Annotated in this window: 12 protein-coding genes and 1 tRNA gene; 10 read left to right on the top strand and 3 right to left on the bottom strand. The window is 67.4% G+C overall.

The features are described from left to right. Window positions 1–45: 45 nt before the first annotated feature. Entirely contained in the window at window positions 46–246 is a 201-nt protein-coding gene (locus SSA01S_RS19195) for a helix-turn-helix transcriptional regulator (RefSeq protein WP_082678390.1), read from the top strand. A gap of 31 nt (window positions 247–277) precedes the next feature. Here SSA01S_RS19195 and SSA01S_RS13790 read toward each other — a convergent pair whose 3' ends face one another. Next, a complete protein-coding gene (locus tag SSA01S_RS13790; RefSeq protein ID WP_061780810.1) occupies window positions 278–1,438 on the bottom strand; it encodes a tyrosine-type recombinase/integrase in 1,161 nt (386 codons plus the stop codon). A gap of 150 nt (window positions 1,439–1,588) precedes the next feature. Beyond that, a tRNA-Thr gene (locus SSA01S_RS13785) sits at window positions 1,589–1,664 on the bottom strand. A gap of 140 nt (window positions 1,665–1,804) precedes the next feature. On the opposite strand from SSA01S_RS13785, the gene SSA01S_RS13780 reads away from it, so the two are divergent. Both SSA01S_RS13780 and SSA01S_RS13775 read left to right on the top strand, forming a co-directional pair. Then, complete coding sequence (locus SSA01S_RS13780) at window positions 1,805–2,632, top strand: PAS domain-containing protein (RefSeq protein WP_061780809.1); 828 nt, start codon at window positions 1,805–1,807, stop codon at window positions 2,630–2,632. Window positions 2,633–2,712: 80 nt separating this feature from the next. Beyond that, window positions 2,713–7,326 carry an NAD-glutamate dehydrogenase gene (locus SSA01S_RS13775; RefSeq protein WP_061780808.1) on the top strand — a complete coding sequence of 1,538 codons (4,614 nt, stop codon included), beginning with the start codon at window positions 2,713–2,715 and terminating at the stop codon, window positions 7,324–7,326. A gap of 345 nt (window positions 7,327–7,671) precedes the next feature. Here SSA01S_RS13775 and SSA01S_RS13770 read toward each other — a convergent pair whose 3' ends face one another. Further along, a complete protein-coding gene (locus SSA01S_RS13770; protein ID WP_061780807.1) occupies window positions 7,672–9,462 on the bottom strand; it encodes an aminopeptidase P family protein in 1,791 nt (596 codons plus the stop codon). A gap of 100 nt (window positions 9,463–9,562) precedes the next feature. Here SSA01S_RS13770 and SSA01S_RS13765 point away from each other — a divergent pair, with 100 nt between their 5' ends. From SSA01S_RS13765 to SSA01S_RS13735, 7 genes are all read left to right on the top strand, one after another. Further along, window positions 9,563–10,687 carry a glycoside hydrolase family 43 protein gene (locus tag SSA01S_RS13765; protein ID WP_217996061.1) on the top strand — a complete coding sequence of 375 codons (1,125 nt, stop codon included), beginning with the start codon at window positions 9,563–9,565 and terminating at the stop codon, window positions 10,685–10,687. 50 nt (window positions 10,688–10,737) lie between these two features. Further along, complete coding sequence (locus SSA01S_RS13760; RefSeq protein ID WP_061780805.1) at window positions 10,738–12,807, top strand: S9 family peptidase; 2,070 nt, start codon at window positions 10,738–10,740, stop codon at window positions 12,805–12,807. Next, the gene (locus tag SSA01S_RS13755; protein WP_170171491.1) at window positions 12,783–13,388 is read left to right on the top strand and encodes a DedA family protein; all 606 of its coding nucleotides are present in this window, start codon (window positions 12,783–12,785) and stop codon (window positions 13,386–13,388) included. Before SSA01S_RS13760 ends, SSA01S_RS13755 begins: the two co-directional genes overlap by 25 nt. Next, the gene (locus SSA01S_RS13750) at window positions 13,385–13,777 is read left to right on the top strand and encodes an acyl-CoA thioesterase (protein WP_061780804.1); all 393 of its coding nucleotides are present in this window, start codon (window positions 13,385–13,387) and stop codon (window positions 13,775–13,777) included. Before SSA01S_RS13755 ends, SSA01S_RS13750 begins: the two co-directional genes overlap by 4 nt. A gap of 50 nt (window positions 13,778–13,827) precedes the next feature. Further along, a complete protein-coding gene (locus SSA01S_RS13745) occupies window positions 13,828–14,325 on the top strand; it encodes a methylated-DNA--[protein]-cysteine S-methyltransferase (protein ID WP_061780803.1) in 498 nt (165 codons plus the stop codon). Next, window positions 14,322–14,969, top strand: a complete 648-nt coding sequence (locus SSA01S_RS13740; protein ID WP_061780802.1) for an FMN-binding negative transcriptional regulator — start codon at window positions 14,322–14,324, stop codon at window positions 14,967–14,969. The genes SSA01S_RS13745 and SSA01S_RS13740 overlap by 4 nt, the downstream gene beginning before the upstream one ends. A 228-nt stretch (window positions 14,970–15,197) precedes the next feature. After that, a complete protein-coding gene (locus SSA01S_RS13735; protein WP_082795094.1) occupies window positions 15,198–15,554 on the top strand; it encodes a chorismate mutase in 357 nt (118 codons plus the stop codon). The last annotated feature ends 93 nt before the right edge of the window (window positions 15,555–15,647 follow it).

Raw genomic sequence — 15,647 nt, 5'->3', positions numbered from 1 at the left:
AGGACCTTAGCGGTTCCCAACCGCAAAAACCGAAAGGTGGTACCCATGTCCGCTAATCCTGACCGCTTTCTCCGTCTGAACGCCGTCCTGGCGCAGACAGGACTTTGCCGTTCCACCCTATATCGCAAGATGGCCGACGGCACCTTTCCAAGGAGCACTCGGCTCAGCACCCGCTGCATAGGTTGGCGTGCATCGGCCATCGACGAATGGATGCGCAATCCCGCTTCCTACGATCCTAGAGGATGACGCCGCCATCATCTGGCAGGCGTCGCAAGTCCTACGCTCGCTTCCGAAACTTGCCCTTGATGACGGCACCGCCGATCCGAAGTTGGTCGAGATAATCCGACCACCATTGCGCCATGCGCACCCGTTCCGCCCAGTGCGCGCCGCGATGATAGGCGGCGCGCACCTTGTCCTTCTCGCCATGGGCCAGCGCGCGCTCGATGGCATCGGGATGCCACAGCCCTGACTCGTTGAGGAGCGTGCTGGCCATGGCACGGAAGCCGTGGCTGGTCATCTCGTCGTTCTCGAACCCCAGGCGGCGCAGCGCGACGTTCAGCGTATTGTCCGAGATGCAGCGCTTGGTGGTATGAAGCGCCGGGAAGAGGAATTCGCTGTCCCGCGCCAGCGACCGCAGATCCTGCAACAGGAACAGCACCTGCCGCGACAAGGGTACGGCATGTGGCTGCTTCATCTTCATGCGCTCGGCCGGCACGCGCCAGACCTTTTCGGCGAAGTCGATCTCGCTCCACTTCGCCTGCCGCAGCTCACCCGGACGCAGGAAGACATGCGGCGCGATCCTGAGTGCATGCAGGGTCTCGGGCCGGCCCGTGTGCCCGTCGATTGCGCGCAGCAGGTCGCCGACCTTTTTGGGCTCGACGATCGCGGCATGATGCTTGACGCGCGGAACAGTAAGGGCGCCGCGCAGGATGTCGGCTGGATTGCGCTCGGTGCGCAGGGTCGCGAAACCATAGCGAAAGACACGGCCGGCAAAGGAGCGTAGCCGAAGCGCCGTCTCATGATGCCCGCGACGCTCGACCCGCTTCAGCACGTCGAGAAGCTCATGCGGGGTGATCGCCGCAATCGGACGCTTGGCGATGCCATCGAGGAGTTCGAGGAACCAGCGCGCTTTCTTGATGGTGGCAGGGGAACGGCCCTCGCGCTCCATCTTCTCGATATATTCCCCGGCGACGAGCGCGAACGTCGTCTGCGCCGCCAGTTCGGCCTTGGCCTCGTCGCGCTTCCTGCGCGCCTGCACCAAGGTGACATCGGGGAAACTGCCCAGCGAAAGTTTCCGCTCGATGCCGCAGCACCGGTAGCGAAAGCGCCAGAGCAGGGCGCCGGATGGCTGCACCAGTAGATACAGGCCGTCCGAATCGGCCACTTTGTAGGGACGCTCTGCCGGTTTCAGCGCCCGGATCTGCACAACCGTAAGCATGGGGCCACGCCTCCTGCAACGTTCGTGGCCCCATGATTCGTGGCCCCTTTTGAGTGGGCCACGGCGGAACATAATGAGATTTCACGGGACCGCCGAGAGGCATTTTACCGCAGATTTCTGCGGTTTTCCAGGTCTGTTCCGGGGACGTGATGGTGCCGCTTACAGGACTCGAACCTGTGACCCCCGCATTACGAATGCGATGCTCTACCAGCTGAGCTAAAGCGGCCCATCGTCGGTCGAACCGGCTGGTGTCCGGTCGAGGTGGGCGCGCTTAACAGGTTGGTGGGGGGCTGGCAAGCGCCTTCGCTCTTTACGGAGGGTTAACTACGGCAGGCGCATGATGGGAGCATGGCTAGGAAGACCGTCATGAACAGCCCTTCGGGGTCTGCCGCCGCGTTGCCGGGCGGTTCCGTCGTCGATTCGGCGGTGGTCGATGGGCCGGAGGATGCCCTGTCGAGCCTGGCAGGGCGCGAGCGGCGGCTGCATGCCCGTGCTTATCACCACTGGGCATCCTTGCTGGACGGCGCGCGGTTTCCGCTCATCCGGTCGCTCGATCCCGGGACGATCGGCGACTTCGCCGCCAATTCGGTGCTGCTCGATTTCCGGGGGAGCCGGACCGACCCCGTCATCGCCTATATCGGCAGTGCGCTGCGCGACGAGTGCGATCTGGATCATCGGCCTGAGCGGATCGTCGACCTGCCCGAGCGCTCGCTGCTCGCCCGGATGACCGGGCATTGCAGCCAGATCGTGATCGATCAGGCACCGGCCGGGTTCGAGGCCGAGTTCATCAATACGCGCGGTCGCACCACGCTCTATCGCGGCATCCTGCTGCCCTATTCCTCCGATGGGCTGATGATCGATTTCGTGCACGGCGTCGTCAGTTGGAAGGAGCTGGCCGACCCGCTGCTGCAGGCGACACTCGATTCGGCGCTGCTGGATTCGCTGGGCGGGCGGGGGGCGCCTGCATCACCGGATGCCACGGCGGGTCTGTGGGCCGAGGGGCGACCCACGTCTCCGCGCCTGAGGGCCGAGGCGCCGGACATTCTGGCCCATATCGCCTTCGCTACGGGCGCGGAGCCCGGGACGGCGGTCGTGCTGGCGGGGCATGTGGCGACCGATGGCGGCATGGCGGTCACCGGATCGGTCGTCGGCGACGACGAGCTGGCCGACAGGGTATTGCGCGCCTCGCACTGAAAGTTGCGCTGCGGCGCAACATCTTTTCTCTGGCGGCAAAGGGTTGAGCGGCGCGAAAGCCCGGCCTAGGACTTACCGCCATGGCACCGAATATGTCGCATCCGATGGCCGACGCGATTGCCGCGCGGCTGACCCAGGGCGCCCTTCCGGCGGAGTTGCAGGGGTTCGGCCCCGCGGAGGTGGCGGCCGCAGCGGCCTTCGTCGCCGGGGTGGCGCAACAGCGCTCGCCGGGAGAACCGTCGATCGCGCTGGAGCCGATGTCGGGCGACGACACGCACCGCCGGATGCGCCTGGCCATCGTCAATGACGACATGCCCTTCCTGGTCGATTCGATCGCGGCGATGGTCGGCGCGGACGGCATTGCGATCGACCGCGTGATCCACCCCGTCCTGCCCGTCACTCGCGATGGCGAGGGACAGCTTCAGGCGATCGGCACGGGCGGAAAGTCCGAATCCTTCATCTATCTGGAAATGGAACGCGCCGATGCGCGTGACCGGCGCGGGCTGGTCGACGATCTGCGCGCCGTGCTGGCCGATGTCCGCGCCGCGGTAGCCGACTGGTCGGGGTTGCAGGATGCGTTGGCCGCCGATGCGACGACTTTGGGCGAGAAGAATGGCGAGGGAGCGGCGCTCCTCCTGTGGTTCCTGGGCGGCAAGCTGACGCTGCTGGGCCATGAGAAATGGTATGAGGATGGCCGCGACGCGCCCGCGCTGGGCGTGGCGCGGACGCCGCACAAGGTGCCGCTGCTCGCTGACACGTCGCGCCAGCGCGCGCTCGACTATTTCGTCGAGGGTGGCGCGGCGCCGCTGCTGCTCAAGTCCAATGCGATCTCGACCGTGCATCGCTCGGTGCCGCTGGACCTGGTGCTGGTACCGGTGATGGAAGGGGGCCGCGTCGTCGGCCTGTCGATCCATGCCGGGCTGTGGACCAGCGCCGCGCTGGCCAGCCCGCCGCATGAGGTGCCGGTGCTGCGCACCCGCCTCGCCGCGCTGCAGGCCAAGTTCGGTTTCGACCCGCGCGGCCATACCGGCAAGGCGCTGACCCATGCGCTGACCGCGCTGCCGCATGATCTGGTCACCGCTTTCCCGCCCGAGGCGCTGGAGCAGCTGGCACTGACCGCCATGTCGCTGGCCGACCGGCCGCGCCCCGAGCTGGTGCTGATCCGCTCGGTGTTGCAGCGGCATCTGTTCGCGTTCGTCTGGCTGCCCCGCGACGAGCTGACCACCGCGCGGCGCGTGGCGATCGGCGACATGCTGGGCGAGGCGGCGAACGGCTCGTTGCTCAACTGGTCGATCGCGCTGGAGGATGGTGTCGTCGCGCTGATCCGCTATACGATCGACCTGCGCCAGGACGGCCGCCTGCCCGATACGGCGGCGCTGTCCGAGCGGCTGCGCAAGATGGTGCGCGGCTGGATGCCCGATGTCGAGGCGGCGCTGGCCGAGCAGGTGCCCGCGCCCCGTGCGGCGCGTCTGGCGCTGCGCTGGGCCAATGGCTTCCCGACCAATTACCGCAATGTCAGCGATGCGTCGGAAGCCGCCGCCGACATTCTGCGCCTGTCGTCGCTGGAGAATGAATCGAGCCGTTCGGTCCGCCTCTTCCCGGTCCAGCCGGGGCAGGATCGCCAGCTGAAGATCTACAAGCTGAACGGCGCGCTGCCCTTGTCGGACGCGGTGCCGGTGATGGAGAATTTCGGCTTCCGCGTGATCGGCGAGCTGCCGACCCGGCTGCGCGACGATGCCGATCCCTTCGTTCACGACTTCATCGTCGAGACCGAGGCGACCACTGAGCCCAAGGGCGCGGCGGTGCTGGAGGGGGCGATCGCCGCCGTGCTGGAGGGCAAGGCGGAGAATGACGCGTTCAACCGCCTGATCGTCGATGTCGGCCTCAGCCCGCAGGCGGTGGTGCTGTTCCGCGCCTGGTTCCGCTATCTGCGCCAGGCCGGGCTGCCCTATGGCCTCACCACCGTGGTCGATGCACTGCGCCGCGCGCCCAAGCTCGCCACCGCGCTGATCGAGCGGTTTACGGCGGCGCATGATCCGAAGGCGAAGGGTGATATCGCCGCCGCCGATGCGGCGATCACGGCCGGGCTGGATGCGGTGTCGGCGATCGACGACGACCGTATCCTGCGCAGCTTTCGCGACATGATCGCCGCCACGCTGCGCACCAACGCCTTTGCCGAGGCGGGCAAGGAAGCGCTGGCGTTCAAGCTGGACAGCCATCAGATTCCGGGGCTCCCCGCGCCGCTGCCGTGGCGTGAAGTGTGGGTCTATTCCCCCCGTGTCGAGGGCATCCATCTGCGCGCCGGGCCGGTGGCGCGTGGCGGCTTGCGCTGGTCGGATCGCCGCGACGACTTCCGCACCGAAATCCTGGGCCTGATGAAGGCGCAGCGGGTGAAGAACGCGGTCATCGTGCCGACCGGGGCGAAGGGTGGTTTCTACCCCAAGCAACTGCCATCGCCGGTCACCGACCGCGACGGCTGGGCCGCCGAGGGCAAGGAAAGCTACCGCGTGTTCATCCGCGCGCTGCTGTCGATCACCGACAATATCGTCGAAGGCGCGGTGGTGCATCCGGACGGCGTGCGCGTGCTGGACGGCGAGGACCCCTATTTCGTGGTCGCCGCCGACAAGGGCACCGCGACCTTCTCCGACGTGGCCAATGCGCTGGCACTGGAGCGCGGCTTCTGGCTGGGCGACGCCTTCGCCTCCGGGGGCAGCCAGGGTTATGACCACAAGGCGATGGGCATCACCGCCAAGGGCGCCTGGGTATCGGTCCAGCGCCACTTCGCCGAGCGGGGCGTGGACGTGCAGAGCCAGCCCATCCGCGTCGTCGGCTGCGGCGACATGTCGGGTGACGTGTTCGGCAACGGGATGCTGCTGTCCAAGGCGATCAAGCTGGTCGCGGCGTTCGACCATCGCCACATCTTCCTCGACCCCAATCCCGATCCCGCGACCAGCTGGGACGAGCGCGCACGCATGTTCGCGCTCCCCCGGTCGAGCTGGGCGGATTACGATACCAGCCTGATCTCGGCCGGTGGCGGCGTCTTCCCGCGTTCGGCCAAGACCATCCCGCTGTCGGACGAAATTCGCGAGGCGCTGGGCATCACCGCGACGTCGCTGGAACCGGCGGCGCTGATCTCGGCGATCCTGAAGGCCCCGGCCGATCTGCTCTGGTTCGGTGGTATCGGCACCTACATCAAGGCGGCGGCGGAGAATAACGTCCAGGTTGGCGACCCGGCGAACGACCGCCTGCGCGTCGATGCCGAGGATCTGCGCGTCACCGCCATCGGCGAGGGCGCCAATCTGGGCGTGACGCAGGCCGCGCGCATCGCCTTTGCCGAGCGGGGCGGGCGGATCAACACCGACTTCATCGACAATTCGGCGGGCGTCGACTGTTCGGATAACGAGGTCAACATCAAGATCGCGCTCAACCGCGAGATGATCGAGGGCCGTCTGGCGGAGGACGACCGCAACACGCTGCTCGCCTCGATGACCGACGACGTGGCGCATCTGGTGCTGGAGGATAACCGCCTCCAGACGCTGGGTCTGTCGATCGCCGAAGCGGACGGCGCGGGCGCGATGCCGAGCTATGTCCGCGTCATCGAAATCTTCGAGAGCGCCGGGCGGCTTGACCGCGCGGTCGAGGGGCTGGGCAGCAACGACGTGCTGCTCCGGCGCGGGCAGGACGGGATTCCGCTGACCCGGCCCGAACTGGCGGTGCTGCTCGCGACGGCCAAGCTGACGCTGCAGGACGCAATCGAGAACAGTGCGCTGGCGCTCGACGACGAACTGCTCCCCGATCTGCACGCGGCCTTCCCGCCTGCGATGCAGGAGGCCTTCGGCGAGGCGATCGACCAGCATCGCCTGCGCGGCGAGATCGTCGCGACCAAGCTGGCCAACCGGATCGTCAACCGGATGGGTATCCTCCACCCGTTCGAGCTGGCGGAGGAAGAAGGCGCGGCGATGGCCGACATCGCGGCGATGTTCGTCGTGGTCGAGCGGCTGTTTGATCTGCCGTCCTTGTGGACCGCGATCGAAACGGCGGCGATGCCCGAAGCGGCGCGTATCGCGCTGTTCGACGAGGTGGCGCGCGCCACGCGGTCGCAGATTGCCGACCTGCTGCGCTCCATGCCGGCGGGCACCTCCCCCGGCGCGGCGCTGGAGCGGTTGCAGCCGGGCATCGCGCGGCTGGCGGCGGAGACGCCCGCGCTGCTGCGCGACGAGGCCAAGGCGCAGAGCGCGCGTGTGGTCGCCGCGTTGGAAGAAGCGGGCGCGCCCGCCGATCTCGCGGCGCGGGTGGTGCGGGTGTCCGAACTCGACGGCGCGGTGGGTCTGGCCGATCTGGGCCAGCGTCTGTCGCTCGACGAGACGCGCCTGACCCATGCCTTCACCCGCCTGGGTCAGGCACTCGGCCTCGACTGGGCGCAGGGCCAGGCGGCGCGGATCAGCCCGAGCGATCCGTGGGAGCGCCTGCTGATCGCTGGCCTCGCGCGCGATTTCCAGCAGCAGCGGCTCGATTTCCTCGGCCGTGCAGGCGCGACCGATCCTGAAGCGGCGGTCGAGGCCTGGCTGGAGCGCAACGCCGCGCGCGTCGGCCAGTTCAAGGCGGTGATCGACCGCGCCCGCCTGGCCGCCCAACCTAACGCCGCGATGCTGGCCCAGATCGCAGGCCAAGCGCGGGTACTGCTGGGGCGCTGATCTGTTCCCCGGCGAAGGCCGGGGTCCAGTTTCTTCTTCGCTGGAAGCGCGCAAAACGCCGCGTGGGAGGCCCCTCCCGCGCGGCGTTTTCTTGTTCACGCGAAGCCGCGATGACGCGAAGAATTGATGTTCGCGCGGAGACGCGGAGGCGCGGAGAAGAAGGTGGGTTCGCGCAGAGGCGCAGAGGACGCAGAGAGGGTAGGGCTGCGCGCAGCGCCCTCTATTCGTCAGCGCCCGAGATAGAAGGGCCGCTGGCGCGGCAGGCGAGACACCTCCGCGTCCTCTGCGCCTCTGCGCGAACCAACCTTCTTTCTCTTCGCGCCCTCGCGGCTTCGCGCGAAAAAATCAGATCGCCGCGCACTTCTCCAGCAACCAGTCGCGATCCGCGCCCTCCAATTCCGGCGCCAGAACCTCCGCCACCCGCGCATGATACGCGTTGAGCCAGTCCCGCTCCGCCGCCGTCAGCAACTCCGCTACGATCAGCGACCGCTCGATCGGGCACAGGGTCAGCGTCTCGAAGCCCAGCATGTCACGGTCCGCGCCAACAATCTCGCGCGGTTCGACCAGCACCAGATTCTCGATGCGGATGCCGTACTCGCCCGCCTTGTAATAGCCCGGCTCATTGGACAGCATCATGCCCGCGCGCAGCGGCTCCATCGCGGCACCGCCGGGATAGTTGGGCGCGGCGATACGCTGCGGCCCTTCATGCACCGACAGGTACGCGCCGACGCCGTGGCCGGTGCCATGCGCATAATCCAGCCCGACCTCCCAGAGCGGCCGCCGTGCCAGCGAGTCGAGATGCCCGCCCAGCGTTCCGTCCGGGAAGACGGCGGTGGCGAGGCCGATATGCCCCTTCAACACGCGGGTGAAGCGGTCGCGCATTTCGTCGGTGGGCGTGCCGATCGGCATGACGCGGGTGATGTCGGTGGTGCCGTCCTGATATTGCCCGCCCGAGTCGATCAGGAACAGCTGACCCAGCTCGATCGCCGCGTTCGATTCCTCGGTGACATGGTAATGCGGACTGGCACCATGCGCGCCGGTCGCCGAGATGGTCGCAAAGCTGGTATCCTTCAGCAGCCCGGTCGCCTCGCGACAGGCCAGCAACCGTGCGGCGGCGGACAGTTCGGTCTGCCCGCCCTTGGGGCACTCGCTCTCGACCCAGCGTAGGAAGCGCACCATCGCCGCGCCGTCGCGGATCGAGGCAGCGCGGTGCCCGGCGACTTCGGCGGGGTTCTTGATCGCCTTGGTCAGCACCACCGGATCGCGCAAGCCCAGCACCTTGGCTCCGCCCGCCTCCAAGGCTTGTGCGATCGCCGCCACGGCCCGCTCGGGATCGGCGACGACACGCTGGCCCGCAAACCCGCCCAGATATCCCTCGAACGCCGAACGCTCGTGCAGCCGGACGGCATTGCCCAGATGCGCGCGGACTGCGGGCGTGATCTTCTCGGGTGCCACGAACAGGTCGGTCTCGCCGTCCGCATGGACGATGGCATAGGACAAAGCCACCGGCGTATGCGCGACATCGGTCCCGCGCACATTCAGCGCCCAGGCGATCGAGTCGAGGGCCGACAGCACCACCGCATCGGCCCGCTGTTCGGCCAGCCATTCGCCGATCCGCGCGCGCTTGGCGGCGGAGCTTTCGCCCGCCACCGCATCGTCCTGCACGGTGAGCACGGCAGGGGAGGGGGCGGGGCGGTCGGTCCAGACCGCGTCGATCGGGTTGGCGGTGACGGCGACCAGCTCCGCGTCGCGATCGGTGAGTGCGGCGGACATGTCGGCGACCTGCTGGCGGGTATGCAGCCACGGGTCGTACCCGATCCGCTGCCCCGCCGCCGTCTCACGGCCCAGCCAGGCGGCCACGCTGTCCTGCGGCACCGGGATATAGGCATAGTCCTCGCCCGACACCTGCTCGCGCACCTGGAGGGTATAGCGCCCGTCGGTGAAGATCGCAGCCTTGTCGCGGAGCACCACCGCCGACCCCGCCGATCCGCCGAACCCGGTCAGCCAGCCAAGGCGCTGCGCATAGTCGCCGACATATTCGCTCATATGCTCGTCGGTCAGCGGCACGACGAAACCGTCGAGGCCTTGGGCGGCCAGTTCGGCGCGAAGGGCGGCAAGGCGGGCGGAATGGGACATGGCACAACCTGACTGGAATGGAATGCGCCCGGTCTAGTCTCCCGTCTGCAAAGCGTCGAGCCTCACAGGACTTGATGTATTTGTCAGACGATATACGATCTTGAGCCGAGGCAGTGGTGAGGGCGGCGTGATGATCGATCGGCGGAGCATCTTGGTCGGGGCAGGCGCGGCGGCGCTGGTCGGGAGTGGCGCTCGGGCTGCCAAGCCGGACGCTTTTCGGCCGGGCGAGGTGTGGAACGACACGAACGGCGTCATGATCAATGCGCATGGCGGCGGACTGCTGCGCCATGGCGGGCGCTGGTGGTGGCATGGCGAGCACAAGACGGCCGGAGACGCGGGCAACCGCGCACAGGTCGGCGTTCATGCCTATAGCTCGGCCGATCTGGTGAACTGGCGCGACGAGGGGGTGGCGCTGGCGGTGTCGGACGACCTCGATAGTCCGATCGCGCGCGACTGCATCCTGGAGCGGCCCAAGGTCGTCTACAATCCGCGCACTCGAAAGTTCGTGATGTGGTTCCACCTGGAGCTGCGCGGCAAAGGGTACGGCGCGGCGCAGGCGGGCGTCGCAGTCGCCGACCGGCCGCAGGGACCGTTCCGCTTCCTGCGCGCAGGGAGGGTCAACCCGAGCATCTGGCCCGCCAATGCGACCGCAGCGGACAAGGCACCCGACACCAAGCTGGCCCAGGACATGCCCGGCGGGCAGATGGCGCGCGACATGACGGTCTTCGTCGATGGCGACACCGCCTGGCATGTCTATGCCTCCGAAGAGAATGCCACGCTCCAGATCGCACGGCTGGCGCCCGACTGGACCAGCCATGACGGCTATTATGTCCGTGCGCTGCCCGATGGCGGGAACGAGGCGCCCGCGCTCTTCAAGGCGAAGGGGCGCTATTACATGTTCGCCTCGGGGCTTACCGGCTGGCGGCCCAATCCGGGCCGCGTCTATGTCGCGGACAAGGTGACGGGGCCGTGGCGCTCGCTGGGCAATCCGGTGCGCGGGAGCGAGGTCGACCAGAAGACGACCTTCCATTCGCAATCCACCTTCGTCCTGCCGCTGCCGCCCGAGCGGCCGGGGGCGGAGCCGCGCTTCATCTTCATGGCGGATCGCTGGCGGCCGGAAAATGCGATCGACGGACGCTATGTCTGGCTGCCGGTGGAATGGGAGGGCGAGACGCCGGTACTGCACTGGCGGGACAGCTGGACGCTGGCGGATGGATGGAAATAGCATGACCGCCACCCCTTCCGGCGGGGGCCAAGCCTAGCTACATCCGGGCGATGACCGATAGCCCCGCGCTCACGCCCCCCGTCGCCGAAACCCGCCCGCACAGCTTCACCGTCCATGGGACGATGATCGAAGACCCCTATGCCTGGCTGAAGGACCCCGCCTATCCCGAGGTCACCGACAAGGACGTGCTCGCCTATGTCGAGGCGGAAAACGCCTATTTCGAGGCGGTCATGGCCCCGCGCCAGCCGCTGATCGACCGGCTGTACGAAGAGATGAAGGGCCGGATCAAGGAGGACGAATCCTCGGTTCCGCAAAAGGACGGCGACTGGATCTACTGGACCGGGTTCGAGACCGGCGGCCAGTATCGCAAATGGTGGCGCAAGCCTGTGGCGGGCGGCTCCGACGAGCTGCTGCTCGACGAACCGGCGCTGGCCGAGGGCAAGGAATATTTCCGGCTGGGCGCGTTTTCGATCAGCAACAATGGCCGCTACCTCGCCTATGCGATCGACGACAATGGCTCGGAGCGGTTCGAGGTGCGGGTCAAGGACCTAACCACCGGCGAGCATCTGCCCGATGTCATCCCCGGCATGTTGTCGGAGATCGTCTGGGTCGCCGATGACAGCGGCTTCCTCTACGGCGTGGCGAATGCGCAGTGGCGCACCGACAATGCGCGCTTCCACAAGCTGGGCACAGATGTCGCCGAGGATGTCGAACTGTTCCACGAGGATGACGAAGGCTATCGCGTCGCCGTCGCCGAGACCTCCGCGCGCAACTGGATCGTGATCGCGACCGGCGATCATGTCACCAGCGAGGTGCGGTTGCTGCCCGCCGACAATGTCTTCGCCGAACCGATCCTGGTCGCCCCCCGCAAGGAGGGCCGCGAATATGATGTCGACGAGCATGACGGCACGCTGTTCATCCACACCAACGACGTGGACCCGCAGTTCCGCCTGTGCACCGCCTCGATCGACAATCCCGGCGAGTGGCATGAGTTGATCGGCCCCAACCCGCATTTCTACATGACCGGGGTGGAGTGCTATAAGGACTTCTTCGTGGTCGAGGGGCGCGAGGACGGTTTGGACCGGATCGCCATCCACCGCTACGATACCCCGACCATACCCCAGCGGATCGACTTTCCCGAGGCGAGCTACACCGCCGGGCTGGGCGACAATCCCGAATATGATGTGTCGACCTTGCGTCTCGGCTATGAGTCCATGGTCACGCCGGACACCGTCTATGATTATGACGTGGCGACCGGTGGCCTGACCGTGCTGAAGGTGCAGGACATCCCGTCGGGCTATGACGGCGACAAGTACCGGACCGAGCGGCTGAAGATCGCAGGCCGCGACGGGACGATGGTGCCGGTGTCGATCGTCTACCCGAAGGACTTCCCGCGCGACGGATCGGGCAAGCTGTTCCTCTATGCGTACGGCGCCTACGGCTATGCCATCCCGCCGGGCTTCTCGACGGGGCGCATGAGCCTGCTCGATCGCGGCTTTGCCTATGCCATCGCGCATATCCGCGGCGGCGACGATCTGGGCCAGCAATGGTATCTGGACGGCAAGCTGGAGAAGCGGACCAACACCTTCCACGATTTCGTCGACGTGGCGAAGGGGTTGATCGACGGCGGCTGGACCAAAGCGGGGCAGATCGCCATTGCGGGCCGTTCGGCCGGTGGCGAGCTGATGGGTGCGGTGGTCAATTCCGACCCCGAGCTGTGGGGCGCGGTGATCGCGGACGTGCCGTTCGTCGACGTGCTCAACACGATGCTGGACGCCGAGCTGCCGCTGACGCCGGGCGAGTGGCCCGAATGGGGCAACCCGATCGAGGACAAGGCGGCGTTCGAACTGATCCGCAGCTACAGCCCCTATGACAATGTGAAGCCGCAGGCCTATCCGCCGATGTTCATCTCGGGCGGGCTGAACGATCCGCGCGTCACCTATTGGGAGCCCGCCAAATGGGCCGCCCGCCTGCGCGCGACCAAGACCGACGACCATCTGCTGCTGCTCAAGACCAATATGGGCGCCGGGCATGGCGGCAAGTCGGGCCGGTTTGAGAGCTTGCGCGAGGGCGCGGAGGAGCACGCCTTCATCCTGTGGCAGATGGGAGTCGAATCCTGAGCATAGAGGCGATCGTCGCGCGCTATGGTGTCGCGGCCATTGCGCTCGGCGCCGGGCTGGAGGGTGAGACGGCGGTCGTGACGGGCGGCATCCTGTCGCATCAGGGGCTGATCGGCTGGCCTGCCGCCTTCCTGGCCGCGGCGATCGGGTCGTTCCTGGCGGATCAGGTCTTCTTCACCATCGGCCGGCGGGCACGCGACGGGCGCTGGGTGGGCAAGTTGCGCAGGCGGCGGGTCTATACGCGCGTCACGAAGCTGATGGAGCGTTACCCGGTCGGCTTCATCTTCGCCTTCCGCTTTCTCTACGGTTTGCGCACGATCAGCCCGGTGGCGCTGGGCACCAGCCATGTGTCGACCCGGCTGTTCGTCGCGGTCAATGCCGTATCCGCCTTATGCTGGGCAGCGATCTTCACCGGTATCGGTTATCTGTTCGGCGAGGCGTTTCAGGAACTCGCGGCGCGCTATCGCCCGACGCTGCCGCACATCCTGATGGCGGCCGGGCTGGTGATGGTCGCCGCCACGATCGGCTGGGGCGTCCGCGCGCTGTGGTTGCGATACAGGGAAACGGACGAACAGGCATGAGCCGCTTCACCATGACCTTCACCGCCGGGCCGGAGCATATCGATGAGCTCGGCCATGTGAACAATGCCGTCTGGGTCCAGTGGATTCAGGCGATTGCGGGCGCGCATTGGGAATCCGTCGTGCCCCCCGAACATGCCGCCGCCCATATCTGGGTCGTGACGCGGCACGAGATCGACTATCGCGGCAATGTCGTGGCGGGCGAGACGGTGACCGCCGAAACCTGGGTCCCCAACCCGCCCAAGGGCGCGCGCTTCGACCGGCATGTCCGCTTTCTGGATGCGGAAGGTCAAGTGAAGGTGGAGGCGGTGACGACCTGGGCGCTGATCGACCGCGCCACCGGCCGCTTGCTGCGCGTCACGCCCGAGATCGCCGCACCCTTTCGGGTTTGACCGCAAGAAGCGGGACGCATTGGCTACGTCCCTGCGCTAGGGTTGCGGCCATGTTGAGCGAATGCACCATGGCCTCGCCGGTGGGCGAACTGACCCTCGTGGCGAGTGCCGAAGGCCTGCGTGCCGTCCTGTGGGCCGAGGAGCGGGAAGGGCGGGTGAAGCTGCCCGACCGCCACGATGATCCGGCGCACGCGATCCTGACGGAGGCGGTGCGCCAGTTGACCGAGTATTTCGCGGGAGAGCGACGCGTGTTCGACCTGCCGCTCGATCCCGTCGGCACCGATTTCCAGAAATCGGTGTGGACCGGCCTGGGCGCCATTCCTTACGGCGAGACGCGCAGCTACGCCGCGCTCGCCACCGCGATCGGGCGGCCGGGCGCATCGCGCGCGGTGGGGGCGGCGAACGGGCGCAACCCGCTGTCGATCGTCACGCCCTGTCACCGGGTGATCGGGGCGAACGGCACGCTGACCGGCTTTGCGGGCGGGCTGGCGGTGAAGCAGTGGCTGCTCGCGCACGAACGTGGCGAGCCGACACTGGCGCTCGCATGAGCTATCCGCCGCGCGTCTTTATCGAAACCCGCGAAGACGTGCTGCTGGACGCGGTGGCGGCGATCGGCCTCGCCTCGCTCGTCGTGGTGCGAGACGGCGTGCCCGAAGCGGTGTCGCTGCCGATGATCGCGATCCAGGATGGCGATGGCTGGGTGCTGGAGGGCCATGTCGCGCGCGCCAATCCGCTCTGGCGGCTGGCCGAGCGCGGTTGCGCGGCGCTGGCGATCTTTCAGGGGCCGCATGCCTATGTCCATCCCGGCTGGTATCCGACCAAGCGCGAGCATGGGAAGGTCGTGCCGACCTGGAATTACGTCGTGGTCCAGGCGCATGGGCACCTGTCCGTCACGCACGATCCCGAATGGCTGGCGGCGCACCTCGCCCGGCTGACCGAAGCGAAGGAAGCCGGACAGGCCGAACCCTGGTCGATGGACGATGCGCCCGAGGGGTTTATGGCCGGTTTGCTGCGTGGCATCGTCGGTCTGACCATGCGCGTCGCCCGACTGGAGGGGGTATGGAAGATCGCCCAGCACCACCCCGAGCCCAACCGGCGCGGCGTGATCGCCGGACTGGCGGCATCGGATGCGCCGGGGGACCAAGCGATGGCGGCGATGATGCAACAGGCCGAGCGCGATCGGGCGGGGTAAGGCGGATCGTCCAACTCTTTCCTCCCCTGGAAGGGGAGGTGGCAGGCCGAAGGCCTGACGGAGGGGTGTCGCCCTGTCGAGAGCGGGACACCCCTCCGACGCGCTATGCGCGCCACCTCCCCTTGCAAGGGAGGAATCGGATTACCTCAACATGACGGCGATGTCACTGGTGGCGGAAGAAATGCGGCCGTACCGGGCCGGATGTCGGTCCCGTGTCGGAGACTCCGGATGCGCCTGTTGCCCGCTTGCTCCGCGCTTCTCACCATCCTGCTGTCCGCGCCTGCCTCGGCAGAGGTGCCTGGCACGCCCTGCTGCCAGACTTTGGGCGAAGTGCGCACCAACATCGACCGGATCGACGACCAGATCCTTCGCCTGATGGCCGAGCGGTCGCGCTATGTCGCCCAGGCCGGGCGCTTCAAGACCTCTGCCGCGACGGTCCGGGACGATGCGCGGATTCGGCAGATCCTGACGCGCATCCGGGAAAAGGCCGCGAAGCAGGGGCTGAACCCGGATGTGGCCGAAGCGACCTTCCGCGCGATGGTCGAGGGGTTCACGGCGCAGGAGGCGCGGCAAAAGGGGCGGTAGGACATCATCCTCCCCGATACGGGGAGGGGGACCATGCGCAGCATGGTGGAGGGGGCGTACGGCGAGGGGCGACTTGTGTGGAAGGCCCCCCCC

The organism is Sphingomonas sanguinis NBRC 13937, assembly GCF_001591005.1.
GTDB classification, from domain to species: domain Bacteria; phylum Pseudomonadota; class Alphaproteobacteria; order Sphingomonadales; family Sphingomonadaceae; genus Sphingomonas; species Sphingomonas sanguinis.
Note: the sequence above shows the minus strand (reverse complement) of the source record. Positions and strands in the feature narration are given on the sequence as shown.